Below are 14,269 nucleotides of genomic sequence, written 5' to 3'. Positions count from 1 at the left end.
CACCGTGGCGAACAACGTCGTCTTCTTCCGCGCGAGATCCGTCACATAGATCCCGCCCGCACCACCCGGACCGTAATCGGTGGTCCGCTTCGCCACCGCCGAGGAGAACACCCGCCGATCCGCCTTGTTCCACGCGATACCGAACAACGTGCCCGTCTCGGCATCCGAGGCGATACTCGTCGCGTTCACGTCCACGCCGTCCTGCCCGCGCGCACTGTACGGGAACGACACCAGCGTGCGCTGACCCCCGCCCTCACGCGTGGCCGGCTGACAGGTCGTCACCAGCGTCGCGTTCTTCTGACAGTAGTCACCCGGGCTCCACAACCCCGTGGTGTACGCCACGTTCTTGCCACCGGACAGGTCGACGAACTCCTCGTTACTGCTCAGCTGGTTCGGCGCACCGTCCAGCCCCTGCCGCGAGGCGAACGCCGGGAACAACACACCCGGCTTCGGATTCACCACCTGCACCCGGTACCTACCACCGGAGGGCTTCGCCACGGCCGGCGCCAACGTCACCGTCCCATCCGCAGCCGTCACCCCCTCGATCCCGACACCGGCGTCATCCGAGAGCGTCACCCGCACACCCGCGATACCCGGCTCCAGAGCAGGCGTCCACACCCCACTCGCATCCACCGCCCGCACCACCCGGACCGTCACCGACCCGTCACCCGCCTGCGGAAACGCCGCCGGAGCCGCCGCGAGCGAGCAACTGCCGATCCCCAGCGCGAGCACCGTGACGCGCCCCACGACACGGCGGCCGGGCAAACCCGACCGCCGCCGACCCGGCCCGCGCGCGGAGCCGCCCATTTGATCACTTGTAGGTGTCATTACCCACTCTCATCGTCGAGAAGGCCTGTGCCCGGACTCGCGAGAAGTCCCCGGAGTGACGGAGAACCGCCTTTTAACCGAAGCTTAAAGGCGCCTTGCGCAAGTCGCAGGCATAATGGAGATTTTGGCGTCACGTCAGATACAGGCGGGCGGCTGCGAACACGGATTCGCATGGTTTCCTCGACATAGCCGACTGCCCTTCCGTCGGAAAGTCGACGAATAGCCATGGCGAGGCGCCCGGAAGCGGCGGCGTCACTCGCACCCGGAGCGCCCGGGAGATCGGCGCACCCACCGGACAGCGGCCGACTGTGTCACTACGGTGTCCCTGGCGGCCATGGGGGTCTCGACGATCGCCGCTCCGGGGAGGTGCAGTCATGGGAGACGGAGCCACCGGTCCCACCACGTCCGGCAGTTCGGACGACGGGGACGGCGCCCTGATCGGCCGCGAGGCCGACCGGGAGCGGGTCGGTGCCTTCCTCGCCGGCATCCCGCGTGCCGGTGGATCGCTGGTGCTGCTGGGGGAGCCGGGAGTCGGGAAGACGGCACTGCTCGCCGCGGTCGCCCGGGAGACCGAGGCCGCTGGGGTGCGGGTCCTGCAGACCGTGGGTGTGCAGTACCGGGCGCAGGCCGGCTACGGCGCTCTCCGGCAGTTGCTGGCCTCGGCACCCGAGAGCCGATCGGAAGCGGCGGGCGTACCCGTCCTCGCCGCGGCCCTGGGCTTCGAGCGGGGCACGGCACCCGGGCACGACGCGGTCACCGAGGCCGTGGTGTGGCTGCTCGCGGACCTCTCCCGCGACCTGCCCACCCTGCTGGTGCTGGACGACGTGCAGTGGCTGGACCGGGCCAGTGCCGTCGTGCTGGGGCAGGTGGCCCGTCGGCTGCCGGGCACCGGCGCGGGGATGCTCTGTGCGGCCAGACCCGGGGACGAGAGCTTCTTCGACTACAGCGGACTTCCGCTGCACGAGCTGGGTCCGCTGAGCGAGGACGCCTCCGAGGCGTTGCTCCGCCGTCGCTTCCCGGCGCTCGCCCCCCGGGTCCGACGGCGCCTGATGGCGGATGCCGAAGGCAATCCGCTGGCGCTGCTGGAGCTCCCGGCCGCCCTGACCGATCCCCAGCGGGCCGCGTCCCAGGCCCTGCCCGCTCGCATACCGCTGACCCGACGGCTCCAGTCGACGTTCGCCTCCCGCATCACGACTCTGCCGGCGGCCACCCGGCACCTCCTGCTCGTGGCGGCGTTGGAGGGCAGCGGCAACCTGCGGATCGTCCGACGGGCGGTGGCCGGGCGGTGCAGCCTGAAGCACCTGGCTCCCGCGGAGCGCGTTCAGCTCGTCCACGTCGACGACACGACCGGCCGGCTGGGATTCCGGCACTCGCTCATGCGCTCGGCGGTGGTGGACCTCTCGACCAGCGACCAGCGACGCAACGTCCACCGCGCACTCGCGCAGGCGTGGACCGGGGTCCCCGAGCAGCGGGCCTGGCACCTGGCGCAGGCCACCGTCGAACCCGACGAACAGATCGCGGCCCTCCTCGAGGAGGCCGCCGACGTCAGCGCCCGCCGCGGCGACGGGCCGAACGCGGTGGCGGCGCTGGTGCGGGCCGCCGAGCTGAGCCCGGCCAGGTCCGAGCAGGCCAGACGGCTGGCCAAGGCGGCGTACGTCGGCGCGACCCTCACCGGCGACCTGCGGGACGTGCCGCGCCTGCTGGACGACGCGCGACAGGCCGCCCCGCATGCCGACTCCCTGGCCGCCGCGGTGGCTGCCGCGTTGTACCTGCTCAACAGCTACGGAGACATCGACACCGCGCACCGCCTGCTCGGCGGTGCGATCGCCCTCCAGCCCGCACCCTACGACCCGGCCGACGCCACCGTGCTCGAAGCGCTGTCCACCCTGCTGATGGTGTGCGTCTACGGCGGCAGGCCCGAGTTGTGGCCGGACTTCGACGAGGCGATCGCGAAGTGCACCTCGGTCCCGGACACCTTGCAGTTGTTGCGGGCCACCTTCGCCGACCCCGCCCGGGCCCGCCCGTCCGACTGGGCCCGGCTCGACGCCGCCATCGCGGCACTGCCCGGCACGTCGGATCCGATCCGGATCGTGCGGATCGGTACGGCCGGCGCCTACGCGGACCGCCTCGGTGCGTTGGAGGAGCCGCTGCGGCGTACGGCCCGGGGCGGACGCACCGGCGAGAACATCTTCCCCGCCATCCAGGCCTCCTTCCTGTGGAGCAGCCATGCCTGGTTCACCGGCGAGTGGTCGGAGCTTCGACGGGTGGCCCACCACGGGCTGAGCCTGTGTGCGGAGTTCGACTATCCGCTGCGTTCCTGGACCGGCACGTTCGTGCTGGCCTGCGTGTCCGCGGCCTGCGGCGACTTCGCGACCGCCGGCGCGTTCGCCGACCGGATGGACCAGTGGGCCGGGTCCCGCCGCGCCAACGCCGTCCGCTGCTACGCCGCCCATGCCAGGACGCTGATCGCCCTGTCGCAGGGCGACTTCGAAGCGGCCTACCGGCACGCCGACACCATCACGCCGGTCGGATCGCTGTCGCCGTTCACCGGGCACGCGCTGTGGGTGGTCCTCGACACGGTCGAGGCCGCGGTGCGAACCGGTCGGCGAGAGAAGGCCGTCGACCACGTCAGAGCGGCCCGGGAGGCCGGACTGGACGCCGTGTCACCGCGGTTGCGCATGGTCCTGCTCGCCTCCGCCGCGCTGGCCGCCGAGGACGACGAGGAGGCCGTCCGCAGGTTCGGCGAGGCCCTGGCCGTCGAGGGGGCCGAGCGCTGGCCGTTCGACCACGCCCGCATCCGGCTGTACTTCGGCGAGCGGCTCCGCCGCGGCAGGGCCTCGGCCCGGGCCCGCCCCCACCTGGGCGCTGCCGCGGACGTGTTCCGGCGGCTCGGTGCCGACCCGTGGGCCGACCGGGCCGACAAGGAACTGCGCGCCTGCGGCAGCCCGGTGCGCGCCCGGACCGGGACCACGGGCGTCACACTGACGCCGCAGCAGCGGGAGATCGCGGAGCTGGCGGCCGCAGGCCTGTCCAACAAGCAGATCGGCGAGCGGCTCTTCCTGTCCCCGCGGACCGTCTCCACCCATCTCTACCAACTGTTCCCGAAGCTGGGCGTCACCTCCCGGGCCGCCCTGCGGGACGCACTCGACCAGGTACGGGAGGGATAGGTCCGTCGACGGTTCCGGTCCTCCCCCTCCCGCTGCCCCTCCTCCCCCCTTCCCCGACGTACGTCACATGACGGAATCGACGGCCCCGCCCTCACTCCTACCGTTCTCCACGTGACCTCGTCCGTCCGATGAGCACAAGATCAGTACAGGAGAAGTGATGAGCGAGAACGCACGACCCACGAACGTCGTCCTGGTCCACGGGGGCTTCGTCGACGGCTCCGGGTGGCAGGGGGTGTACGAGCAGCTGACCGGGGAGGGCTACCACGTCAGCATCGTGCAGAACCCGACGCTGTCGCTGGAGGGCGACGTCGCCGCCACCCACCAGGTCCTCGACGCCCTCGACGGACCGGCCGTCCTGGTCGGCCACTCCTACGGCGGCGTCGTGATCACCGAGGCCGGCAACCACGAGAAGGTGGCCGCACTCGTCTACATCGCCGCGTTCGCCCCCGACAAGGGCGAGTCGGTGGGCAGCCTCATCGCCGACCCGCCGCCCGGCGCCCCGGTGCCGCCGATCCTGCCGCCCCGGGACGGCTTCCTGTTCCTGGACCGGAGCCGGTTCGCCGCCTCCTTCGCCGCGGACGTGCCCGCGGACCTGGCCGCCTTCATGGCCGACTCCCAGGTCCCCTGGGGCGTCGAGGCCCTCAACGGGGCCGCGTTCCAGCCCGCTTGGCGCATGAAGCCCGCCTGGTACCTGGTCGCGACCGACGACCGCATGATCCCGCCGCCGGCCCAGCGCGCCATGGCCGAGCGGGCCGGTGCCACGACGGTCGAGGTCCCCGGCAGCCACGCCGTCTACGTCTCCCAGCCCGCCGCGGTGGCCGACCTCGTCAGGCGGGCCGCCGCCGGCCGCTGACCGGTCGGCCCCGCAGCACCCGCGGGACGGACCGCGAGCGCCCCGCTCACCAGGGCCTCCCCGTAGGGCCTGTCCGACTCGCCACGCATGAGGGAGCCGGCCGGGCACCGGCAGAAGTGCGGTGCCCGGCCGGCTGTTTCCCTGGAGGTTCTTGGTGTGCCACAGCGGGTTCGACCCGGCACCGACCTCGCGGTCGTTCTCCAGGTCGTGCCAGAGGTTGTCGATCCCGACCGCGCCCAGCCCGCAGGACTGCGCGTTGGCGGGCCCGCGGCCTCCGGTGCCGAGCGGGCACTGCGCCTGGTCCGGCATCGCGGCCGGGTCGTCCCGTCGTGTCCCGCCCGGCGCCGGGTCAACGGTGCGTTGATGCGCTGTCTACCGGCTCCTGCGAGCGTTCGGGCGCCTTGTTACAGATGAGTAGGGAGTGTCTTCCGTGTTTCGAACGATCCTCGTCCGCACGGCTGTTGCCGGTGCGGCGGTCCTGGTATCGGCCCTGGGTGCCCTGGCCGTGAACGCGGGAGATCCCGTGCGGCAGAGCTCGCCGACCGCGCCGTCGGCGCAGGTCTGCGGCGGGTCGGCCGACGCGCACTGCCTGTCGGGGCACATCGTGTGGAACGGGACCGGCCTCGTCCTTCCTCCGGGGGTGTGAGGGGTTCAGTCGGCGGTGGCCAGGGCGGTCAGCATCGACGTCGTGCCGGCGGTCTCCGGAGTGCTCGGCCGACCGAGCAGTAGTCGCGCCTTCGTCTCCTGATCCTGCGCGGCGCGGTGGTCGCTGCGGGCGGTCATCGCGTGGGCCAGCACCAGGTGGGCGAGGGCGCGTTCGCGCTGTCGCCCACCTTTCTCCGCGAGCTCCACGGCCCGCTCCGCCTGGTGCACGGCCTCGTCGAGCCGTCCGAGCAGGCGCAGGACGTCGGCCAGACGGCTTCGGGCGGCCGACTCGCGGTCGTGATCGCCGATGGAGCTCGCACAGCCGATGCAGGACCACAGCTGCGCCGCGGCGTCGTCGAGTCGGCCCAGCTCCTGGTAGGCGAGGCCGAGGACGTAGTGCACGTATGCGGTCATCGCGGCGTCGGCGACTCCCCCGGGTCCGACGGCTTCCCCGGGTCCGGTGAGCATCCGCCGGCAGGTCCGCACCGCCCTGGCCGCGTGACCGGTGCGGATGCGGGACAGGGCCGCGTTCGCGGCGCTCGCCACCTCACCGGAACGGTGACCGAGCCGCCGGGCGAGGGCCACCGCCTCGTCGAAGGCGGTGATCGCTTCCTCGTGCCGGCCCTCGGCCTGGGCGATGAGGCCGAGGTCGTTGAGGGCTTGCCTGAGAACGGCCGGATCGGCCGCCTCCCGGCAGGCCTGCGCGGCCTGCCGGGCTTGTGCTTCGGCCTCGCCGAGCCGGGCCCGGGCCAGCAGGACCGTGCCGAGCAGGAACCGCGATCGGCCCTCCGCGAAACGGTCGCCGCCCTCGACCGCGGCGGCCATCAGCATGCGGGTCGCGTCCTCCGCCCGGCCGCCGACGCCGCCGAGGCCGAGCGGGCTGAGGGCGATCAGCAGGTCGACGGCCGACCGTAGTTCCGGCGTCGCCGCCGACCGGTCGTCGGCGATGCCGTGCAGGGTGTCCGTCGCGATGGCGGCCGCGAGCGCCACGGCGCCGGGTGTCTCGGTCCGCGCCCACCGCCGGGCCTCCGCCAGATCAGCGAAGACCGTGGAATCCGCGGAGACCGGGAAGCCCGGACGGCCGTCCTGCTGCTGAAGCGGCTCGCCGAAGACGTCGGCGAGCGGATCGCCGGGCACGGCGAGCGCGAAGGCCGCGCGGGCGCACGTGAGCAGCTGGGCCAGCAGCCGCTGCCGGGCGGTGACCCGTTCGTGTTCGTCGGTCCGCAGCGACGTCCGGCGGGCGAAGGCGCGCACCAGGTCGTGGTAGCGGTAGCGCCCGGCGCCCGTCGACTCCAGCAGCGCCTGGTCCACCAGCGACTCCGCGAGCCGCTCCGTCTCGTCCGCCGCCAGGCCCAGGACTGCGGCCGCCTGCGCCAGACCGACGTCGGGCTCCGCCCAGGAGAGCATCCTGAACGCCGTGGCCGGTGACGCCGGGAGCAGCCGGTAGCTGAGCTCGAAGACCTGCTCGATCGCCAGGTCGCCGGTGCGGAGCGCGGCGATGCCCTCGCGGTCGTCGGCCAGGCACCGTACGAGATCGGCGATCGGCTGGTCCGGGGCGGCGGCGAGCCGGGCCCCGGCGATCCGTACGGCCAGGGGGAGTCGGCCGCAGGCGTCGACCAGCATCCTGGCCTGGGGGGTCTGTTCGGACCGGCGTGCCGCGCCGATGACGGAGTCGAGCAGGCTGATCGCCTCGCGCTCGCTGAACACGTCCAACCCGACGTGCAGGACCGACGGCACACCGGTGAGCGCCGTACGGCGAGTGACGATCACCGCGCAGTCGGACGAGCCGGGCAGCAAGGGCTGGATCTGGGCGTCGTCGCCGGCGTTGTCCAGGAGGATGAGCAGCCGTCGTCCCGCGCAGACCGTCCGGAACAGCGCGGACCTGCCGTCGAGGTCCTTGGGCACGACGTCCGCCCGGATGCCGAGCGTCGTCAGGAAGTCCGCCAGGATGTCGGACGCGTTCGCGGGCACCAGGTCGGCGCCGCGCAGATCCGCGTACAGCCGGCCGTCCGGGAAGTCCGGGCGCAGGGTGTGGGCGGCTCGCACCGCGAGGGTCGTCTTCCCCACCCCGGCCATCCCGGTCACGGTCACCAGCCGCAGTCCGGAGCCGGTCCGCCCGGTCGGCGCCGGTCCGGTCAACGCCGGTCCGATCCGGTCGACGTGCTCCTGCCGTCCGGTGAACTGCGGCAGGTCCGGCGGGAGTTGGTCCGGGACGTCGCGCCCGTCGCCACGGTCGGCCGGCGCGGGCGATGCCGGTGCGCCTGGCCGTGCGCTTGGTCGTGCGCTTGATCGTGCGTCCGGCCGTAAGTCCGGGCCGGGCAGAGCCACCCTCGATCGCTCGGTGGTTTCCACGTCGAGATCGTGACACAACTCCGTGAGCGCAGGCCCCGGTTCGATCCCCAGCTGCTCCACCAGCCGCGATCGAAGCGCGTCGTGGACCGCACGCGCCTCGGGTGTACGGCCCTGCCGGTGCAGCGCGCGGATGAGCAGTTCCTGCAGACGCTCGTTGAACGGGTGGTCACCGGCCAGCTTCTCCAGTTCCGGCAGGTAGTCGGCGGGGGCGCCGAGTGCCACGTCGAGGGCGAGGCGCTCCTCCAGGAGCGTGCGGCGCAGGTGCGACAACCGTTCCCGCTCGCGGCGCATGAGCGGCCCCGGCAGGCCGACGAGCGGCTCCCCGCGCCACTGGGCGAGTGCTTCCCCCAGCGCGTACCGGGCGGCCTCCGGCCGCTCGGCGGCGTGCTGTCCGGCCAGCTCCTGCAGGTGCTTGACCCGCCACAGGTCCACGCAGTCCGGTGCGATCGCCAGCCGGTAGCCGCCCGCTTGGGAGATCAGCACCGTGGGCTTCGCGCGCACGGGCTCCAGCAGGTTCCGCAGCCGCCACATGTAGGTGCGCAAGGTGGTGTCGGGCGCACCGGGCGGCTCGTCTCCCCACAGGTCGTCGATCAGCTCGTCGCCCGTCACGACCGCGTTCGGGCGCAGCAGCAGGGCGACCAGCACCGACCGCTGCTGCGCGCTGCCGAGGTCCACGTCCGTGTCGGCGCGCCGCACACGCGGTTCGCCGAGCAACGCGAAGCTCAGCGGGTCCTGATCACGACTCGTCCGCACGTGTTCCCCTCCTCCAGCCAGGCTCCGAACTCTCCATTTAACGCTAAGAGTTGTTCCGGACTCCGGCCTCAGGCGGCGCTGTTCGCCCGCGGGGCATCCTCATACCCGGAGCCGACTCCGCTGCTGCGGGGGCGGGTTGCCGTGACGGCGCGCCGGATCCACCACACGATGACGTACAGGGTCAGGCCGCCGATCAGGCCGGCGCCCGCGCCCGCCGCCAGGAGCGCTTCCACGCCGTCCGGTTTCCCCGGCAGCGACCCGCCGACGTGCGTCAACGGCATCCAGGTGACCGAAAGCAACCCCCTGACCAGGGGTGATGCGGTCGGTATCATTCGCCGGGGGGTTCGTTTGCGGGTGGATGGGGACAGCTGGTGGGTGAGTTGCGGTTCGCAGTGCTGGGACCGGTGCGGGGGTGGCGGGACGGCGGCGAGCTCGCACTGGGGTCACCGCAACAGCGGAGCCTGCTCCTCTCGCTGCTGCTGAGGGCCAACCACCCCGTGTCGCTCGGTCAACTCGTCGACGACCTGTGGGGCGAGGATCCGCCGGCCAAGCCCACGGCCGTGATCCGGACGTACGTCCACCGCCTGCGCCGCGTCCTCGGGCCCACCGCGCTGACCTCACTCGGCGGGGGCTACCTGCTCACCGTGGACCCCGGGGGGCTGGACATCGACCGCTGCGAGGAGCTCGTCGGCGAGGCGAAGGAGCTCCGCGGCGCCGGGGAGCACGCCCGCGCCGCCGCCGTGCTCCGCTCGGTGCTGGCCCTCTGGCAGGGCGAGCCGATGTCCGGGCTCCCCGGCCCCTATGCCGAGCGGCAGCGCGGAGAGTGGGCCGAACGCCGGGTGACCGTCCTGGAGTCGTGCCTGGAGGCCGAGGTCGAGGCCGGACCGTCCGGCGAGGCCGTCGCCGAACTGACCGCGGTCGCGGCCGAACACCCGCTCAGGGAACGGCTCTCCGAGCTGCTGATGCTCGCCCTCTACCGGGCCGGCCGGCAGGCCGAGGCGCTGAGCGTGTACCGCGCGACGGACCGGCGGCTGCAGGCACAGCTCGGCGTCGCCGCCGGGCCCGGTCTGCGCGAGTTGCAGCGCCGGATCCTGGTGGCCGACGCCACGCTCGTGACGCCCGCTCTCGTGGCCCCCTCAGCACCCCGTACCGGCACCGCCGCGGCCCGCCCGCCGTACCAGGCGCCGGCACCGCCGACCCAGGTCCCGGCCGACCTCGCCGACTTCACCGGCCGAGAGGCGCAGACCGAGGCACTGCGGACCCTCCTGATCGCCCCCCACACCGTGCCCGTGGCGACCGTGTCGGGCTTGGGCGGCGTGGGCAAGACGGCCCTGGCCGTCCATGTCGCGCACGGGCTGGCCGCCGAGTTCCCCGACGGCCAGCTCTACGTCGACCTGCACGGGGCCGACGGCCACCCGACCCCGCCCGAGGAGGTGTTGGGCGCCTTCCTCCGCTCCCTCGGCGTGCCGGCGGACACGCTGCCCGTCGGGCCGGCCGAACGATCCGCCCAGTTCCGCTCGCTGCTCTCCGGCCGACGTGTGCTGGTGGTTCTCGACAACGCCCGGGACGCCGAACAGATCAGGCCGCTGCTGCCCGGCCGGCCCGGCTGCGCCGTGCTCGTCACCAGCCGGGCCAGGCTCGGTTCACTTCCCAACGCGCACGTCGTCGAGCTGCCGGCCTTCGCCCCGGAGGAGGCCCTCGGCCTGCTCGGCCAGGTGGTCGGCGAGCAGCGGCTGCGGGCCGAGACGGACACGGCCGGGGAACTCGTCCGGCTCTGCGGCCATCTCCCGTTGGCCGTGCGCATCCTCGCCGCCCGCCTCGCCTGCCGGCCGGACTGGAGCATGGCCCGGCTGCTCGACAAGCTGTCCGAGAATCGTCTCCGACTGGACGTGCTGCGCACCGGGGACCTCGCCGTCGAGTCGGCGTTCCGCTTCGGCTACGACCAGCTGACATCCGATCAGGCCCGGGCCTTCCGGCTGTTGGCGGTGCCGGACGTACCCGATCTGTCGCCGGGCGCGGTGGCGGCGGTGCTCGGCCTGCCCGAGCACGCGGCCGAGGAGCTGGCCGAGTCACTGGTCGACTGCTCGATGCTGGAGACCGCGCCACCGGACCGCTACCGGTTCCACGACCTGCTGCGTGCCTTCGCCCAGCGGCTCACCCCGGATACCACGGCGAGCTCGGACGCGCAGGCGGAGGCGGACCGCCCGGCCGCCGTCCTCACCCGCCTGGCGATCCGTCACCACGCCGAGACCATCGCGGCCCTCGGCCCGTCCGCCAGCCGCGCGGCCCTGCCCGGCGCCGGTGCGCTGCACGCTCCCGACTCCCGTGCGGTGGCCCGCGGTCGCGGCGAGTACCACGGCATCGGCGCCCTGGTCGGCCAGTACGCCGGGCTCCACGAGCCGACCCGGCTCGATCTGGTGGCCGAACTGCTGCTCGGGTGCAGCCTGTTGTGCGAGACCGGCCAGGCCACCCGGCCGCTGGGACACGCGGCCAAGGTCCTGCTCCAGGCCGCCGTCCGGCAGGGCGACCGAACGGCCGAGGCCAGGGCCCGGCTGGTGCTCGGACGGCTGCTGACCGAGGTCGGCTCCGAACCCGCGGCCCTCGGCGAGTTGCTCAGGTCCCGCGACCTGTGCACCGCCCACGACCTGCCGGGTCCGCTGCTCGCCCTGGCCCACGCCTCCCTGGCCGCCCTGTTCGTCCAGGTCGGTCGGCCGGGCGACGCGGTCGACGGCTTCACGGCGGCGATCTCGGTCTGGGAGCGGCTCGGCGACCGGCGCTCGGTGGCGGGCGAACTGCTCAACCTGGCCGGCGCGTTCACCGAGCTCGGCCGGTTCGAGGCGGCGGTCCGCGTCGTCGACCAGTCCCTGCTGATCTGCCACCACCTCGCCGACCACGAGCTCCAGGCGCTCGCCCTCGACTCGTTGGGGACGATCGCCCACGATCGCGGCGAGTTCGAGCAGGCCCTGCGCCACCACCGCGGCGCCCTCGCCCTGCTGCGGCCGGACGACCGGCGCCGGACGGGCCGTACGCTCCTGCGGCTCACCGAGTCGCTGCGCGCCGTCGGCCGCAGCGACGAGGCGGTGGAGGCGGCCGACCGGGCGGTCGAGGTGCTGACGCTCGACGGCGACCGCCGGGGACGGGGGCTGGCCCTGGCGGCGCTCGGTGACGCGCTCGCCGACCGCGATGCCACCGAGGACGCGGCCCGGGCGTGCAGGTCGGAGGCCTACGACATCCTGGTCGCCATCGGCTCCCCCGAAGCCGACCGGCTGCACGCCCTGATCGGCCTCGGCCGTCCCGCCGACCGGCCCCGCCGGCAGTGGCCGTCCTGGCTGCCGGCGTGACCCCCGGGCCGGGGATTGCGTTCGACTCCCGGTGTGTTCCCCCGGAGGGCGGGCTTCGTCCAGCTGCCGGTCCGTCGGCTCAGGAGAGCGTCCACACCTGGTTCTCCGCGTTCGAGCAGGCCGCCACTCTGGCCATGTGGGCGATCCCGTCGGACGTCAGGCAGCCCTTGTTCCAGAAGTTGACGATCTGATAGCCGCCCTGAACCGGCACGAAGGACCAGGCCTGGTTATCGGCGCCCGGCGGATTCGTCCAGATCTGCACCCGCCCGGTCTTCCAGTCCAGATCCAGCACCTTGGCGAAGTTGCTGGAGCCGTTGCGCAGGAGGTACGTCCCCTCGGCCACCTTCTCCAGCCGCCACGTCTGTGCCAGCGTGCCGTTGACGACGTAGGTGTCGACCTCGTTGCCGTCCTGGTCCCTGGATTGGGAATTGTCCAGCGCGCCGCCGGTGCCGGTGATCTGCACCAGGGTGGGCAGCTGCGGCTTCGGCTGCTGGGTCGGCTGCGTGGGCTGCGTCGCCGTCGCCGACGCCGTGGGCGTGGCCGGTTCGCGGGAGGCGGGCTGGGACGGGGCGGCGGAGGTCGGCGCGGGAGTGGCGGGGTTATGGCCGCCGGCGGGCGCAGCGGAGGCGGAGTCGGGCACACCGGGCCGGACCGGCGGCGCGGCGGAGGTCGGCGCGGGCGCGGTGGGGTTCTGGCCGACGGCGGGCGCAGCGGAGGCGGAGTCGGGCACACCGGGCCGGACCGGCGGCGCGACGGGGGTCCGCCCAGCGACCGGTTCGGGCTCGGCGCCGGGCGTGGGACTCTCACCCGCTCCCGGTCCGGCCGACGGCACCGGAACCGCCGTCTGGGCGGGCTGCTGTTCGGCGAGCGGGCGGGCGACCTTCACCGGCGAGGGATCGCCCGCCCCCGCGAGACCGGCCGTCGGCCCGGCAACGACGGTGCCGTCCGACGCGCCGTCCTGGTCGGACGGGATCACCGTCGCTCCGGCGGCCCCGGATATGCAGAGCAGCGACAGCGCCGTGACCCCGATCAGCCTGCGCAGGCGGAGCCCGGCCCGCGGTGCGCGTCCGGCGACCTGCCGGGGCCGGTCCAGGGCCGGAGGCGCCTTCTCCCCGACCGATGTGAGGGCGTCCCGTACCACTGCGGCCATCGTCGCCGCGTCGGGCCAGCGCTCGCCGGGCTCCTTGGCCATGGCCCGCTCGACCAGCGCCCAGACCGGCGCGGGCACGTCCTCGGGAAGCGGCGGCGGAGGCTCCGTCAGGTGCTTGAGGATCACCTCAAGGGCGGTCTCCCCGTCGAAGGGCAGCCGCCCGGCGAGGCATTCGTAGAGGACGACGCCGAGTGCGTAGAGGTCCGCCGAGGCGGTGACCGTCCCGGTGGAGGCCTGTTCCGGCGCCTGGTAGGCGGCGGTGCCGAGCACCATCCCCGGTACGGTCAGCCGGGCGTCGCAGCCGGGCCGGGCGATGCCGAAGTCCGCGATCACCGTCCGGTCGGCACGGACCATCAGGTTGGCCGGCTTGATGTCCCGGTGAACCACTCCCGACTCGTGCGCGGCCTCCAACGCCTCCAGTACCTGGAGCGCCGTCCGGAGAGTCTCCGCCACCGGCAGGGCGCCGCGGCGCTCCAGCACGGCGCTGAGCGGCTCCCCCTCGATCAGTTCCATGACCAGGTAGCCGACCGAGCGCCGCCCGTCCGCGGCGCTGTGCCCGTAGTCGTACACGCCGACGATGCCCGGGTGCCGCAGCTGCGCCATGACGCGGGCCTCGGCGTGGAAGCGCTCGGCGAAGCCGGACTCCTCCAGCAGCGCCGGCTTCACCACCTTGACCGCCACCCGGCGGCCCAGGACCTCGTCCTCGGCGAGCCACACGTCGCCCATCGACCCACCGCCCAGCCAGTCCACCAGCCGGTAGCGGTCGGCGAGCACGGTGCCATGCATGGTTCTCCCTGAATCAAGCCCGAGGACCGGAGTGAATCCAGGGACCGGCCCGGATCCATGGGCACGCCCTGGTCCTGGGCGCCCTCCGCAGATCATGACACCGGCAAATAACTACTGACTTGCCATCTTATGAATCACGCTCGGCTCAAGCCATTCCCGCCCCACGGCCCCCACGCGTCGACGCGCCGTCAACACCCTGCGCACGCCCTCGCGGTGCGATCGCCCCGGACCTGCTCCGCTCCAGCCGTGCCTGGACCAGCCTCTCCCCAGAGTCATCGCAGACCCCCAGCTCCGATTCCGGTCCGGAAATGCGAAGAACCCCCATCCGGTTTCCCGGATGGGGGTTCTTCTGAATGATTGTTCGGCGGCGTCCTACTCTCCCACAGGGTCCCCC

The 14,269-nt window shown here is 73.4% G+C and carries 6 protein-coding genes and 1 pseudogene; 3 read left to right on the top strand and 4 right to left on the bottom strand.

Annotated features, from left to right (window positions below):
* Positions 1–807, bottom strand: a pseudogene (locus tag ACIO5E_RS39435) (hypothetical protein); the annotation flags it as partial.
* A gap of 395 nt (positions 808–1,202) precedes the next feature.
* Here ACIO5E_RS39435 and ACIO5E_RS39430 point away from each other — a divergent pair.
* Complete coding sequence (locus ACIO5E_RS39430) at positions 1,203–3,995, top strand: AAA family ATPase (protein WP_400677497.1); 2,793 nt, start codon at positions 1,203–1,205, stop codon at positions 3,993–3,995.
* A gap of 157 nt (positions 3,996–4,152) precedes the next feature.
* Entirely contained in the window at positions 4,153–4,848 is a 696-nt protein-coding gene (locus ACIO5E_RS39425; RefSeq protein ID WP_400677495.1) for an alpha/beta fold hydrolase, read from the top strand.
* A gap of 651 nt (positions 4,849–5,499) precedes the next feature.
* Here the strand turns inward: ACIO5E_RS39425 and ACIO5E_RS39420 are convergent.
* Together ACIO5E_RS39420 and ACIO5E_RS39415 are read right to left on the bottom strand one after the other, a co-directional pair.
* Positions 5,500–8,598, bottom strand: coding sequence for an AfsR/SARP family transcriptional regulator (locus ACIO5E_RS39420; RefSeq protein WP_400677492.1), 3,099 nt, complete (start codon positions 8,596–8,598; stop codon positions 5,500–5,502).
* A gap of 68 nt (positions 8,599–8,666) precedes the next feature.
* Positions 8,667–8,879, bottom strand: a complete 213-nt coding sequence (locus ACIO5E_RS39415; protein WP_400677489.1) for a hypothetical protein — start codon at positions 8,877–8,879, stop codon at positions 8,667–8,669.
* Between the two features lie 90 nt (positions 8,880–8,969).
* On the opposite strand from ACIO5E_RS39415, the gene ACIO5E_RS39410 reads away from it, so the two are divergent.
* The gene (locus ACIO5E_RS39410; protein ID WP_400677487.1) at positions 8,970–11,939 is read left to right on the top strand and encodes an AfsR/SARP family transcriptional regulator; all 2,970 of its coding nucleotides are present in this window, start codon (positions 8,970–8,972) and stop codon (positions 11,937–11,939) included.
* Positions 11,940–12,018: 79 nt separating this feature from the next.
* Here the strand turns inward: ACIO5E_RS39410 and ACIO5E_RS39405 are convergent, their stop codons facing one another.
* A complete protein-coding gene (locus ACIO5E_RS39405; protein ID WP_400677484.1) occupies positions 12,019–13,875 on the bottom strand; it encodes a protein kinase in 1,857 nt (618 codons plus the stop codon).
* Between the last annotated feature and the right edge of the window lie 394 nt (positions 13,876–14,269).

The sequence above is a fragment of the Kitasatospora sp. NPDC087314 genome, assembly GCF_044744365.1.
Lineage (GTDB): Bacteria > Actinomycetota > Actinomycetes > Streptomycetales > Streptomycetaceae > Kitasatospora.
This window is presented reverse-complemented; position numbering and strand designations above follow the sequence as displayed.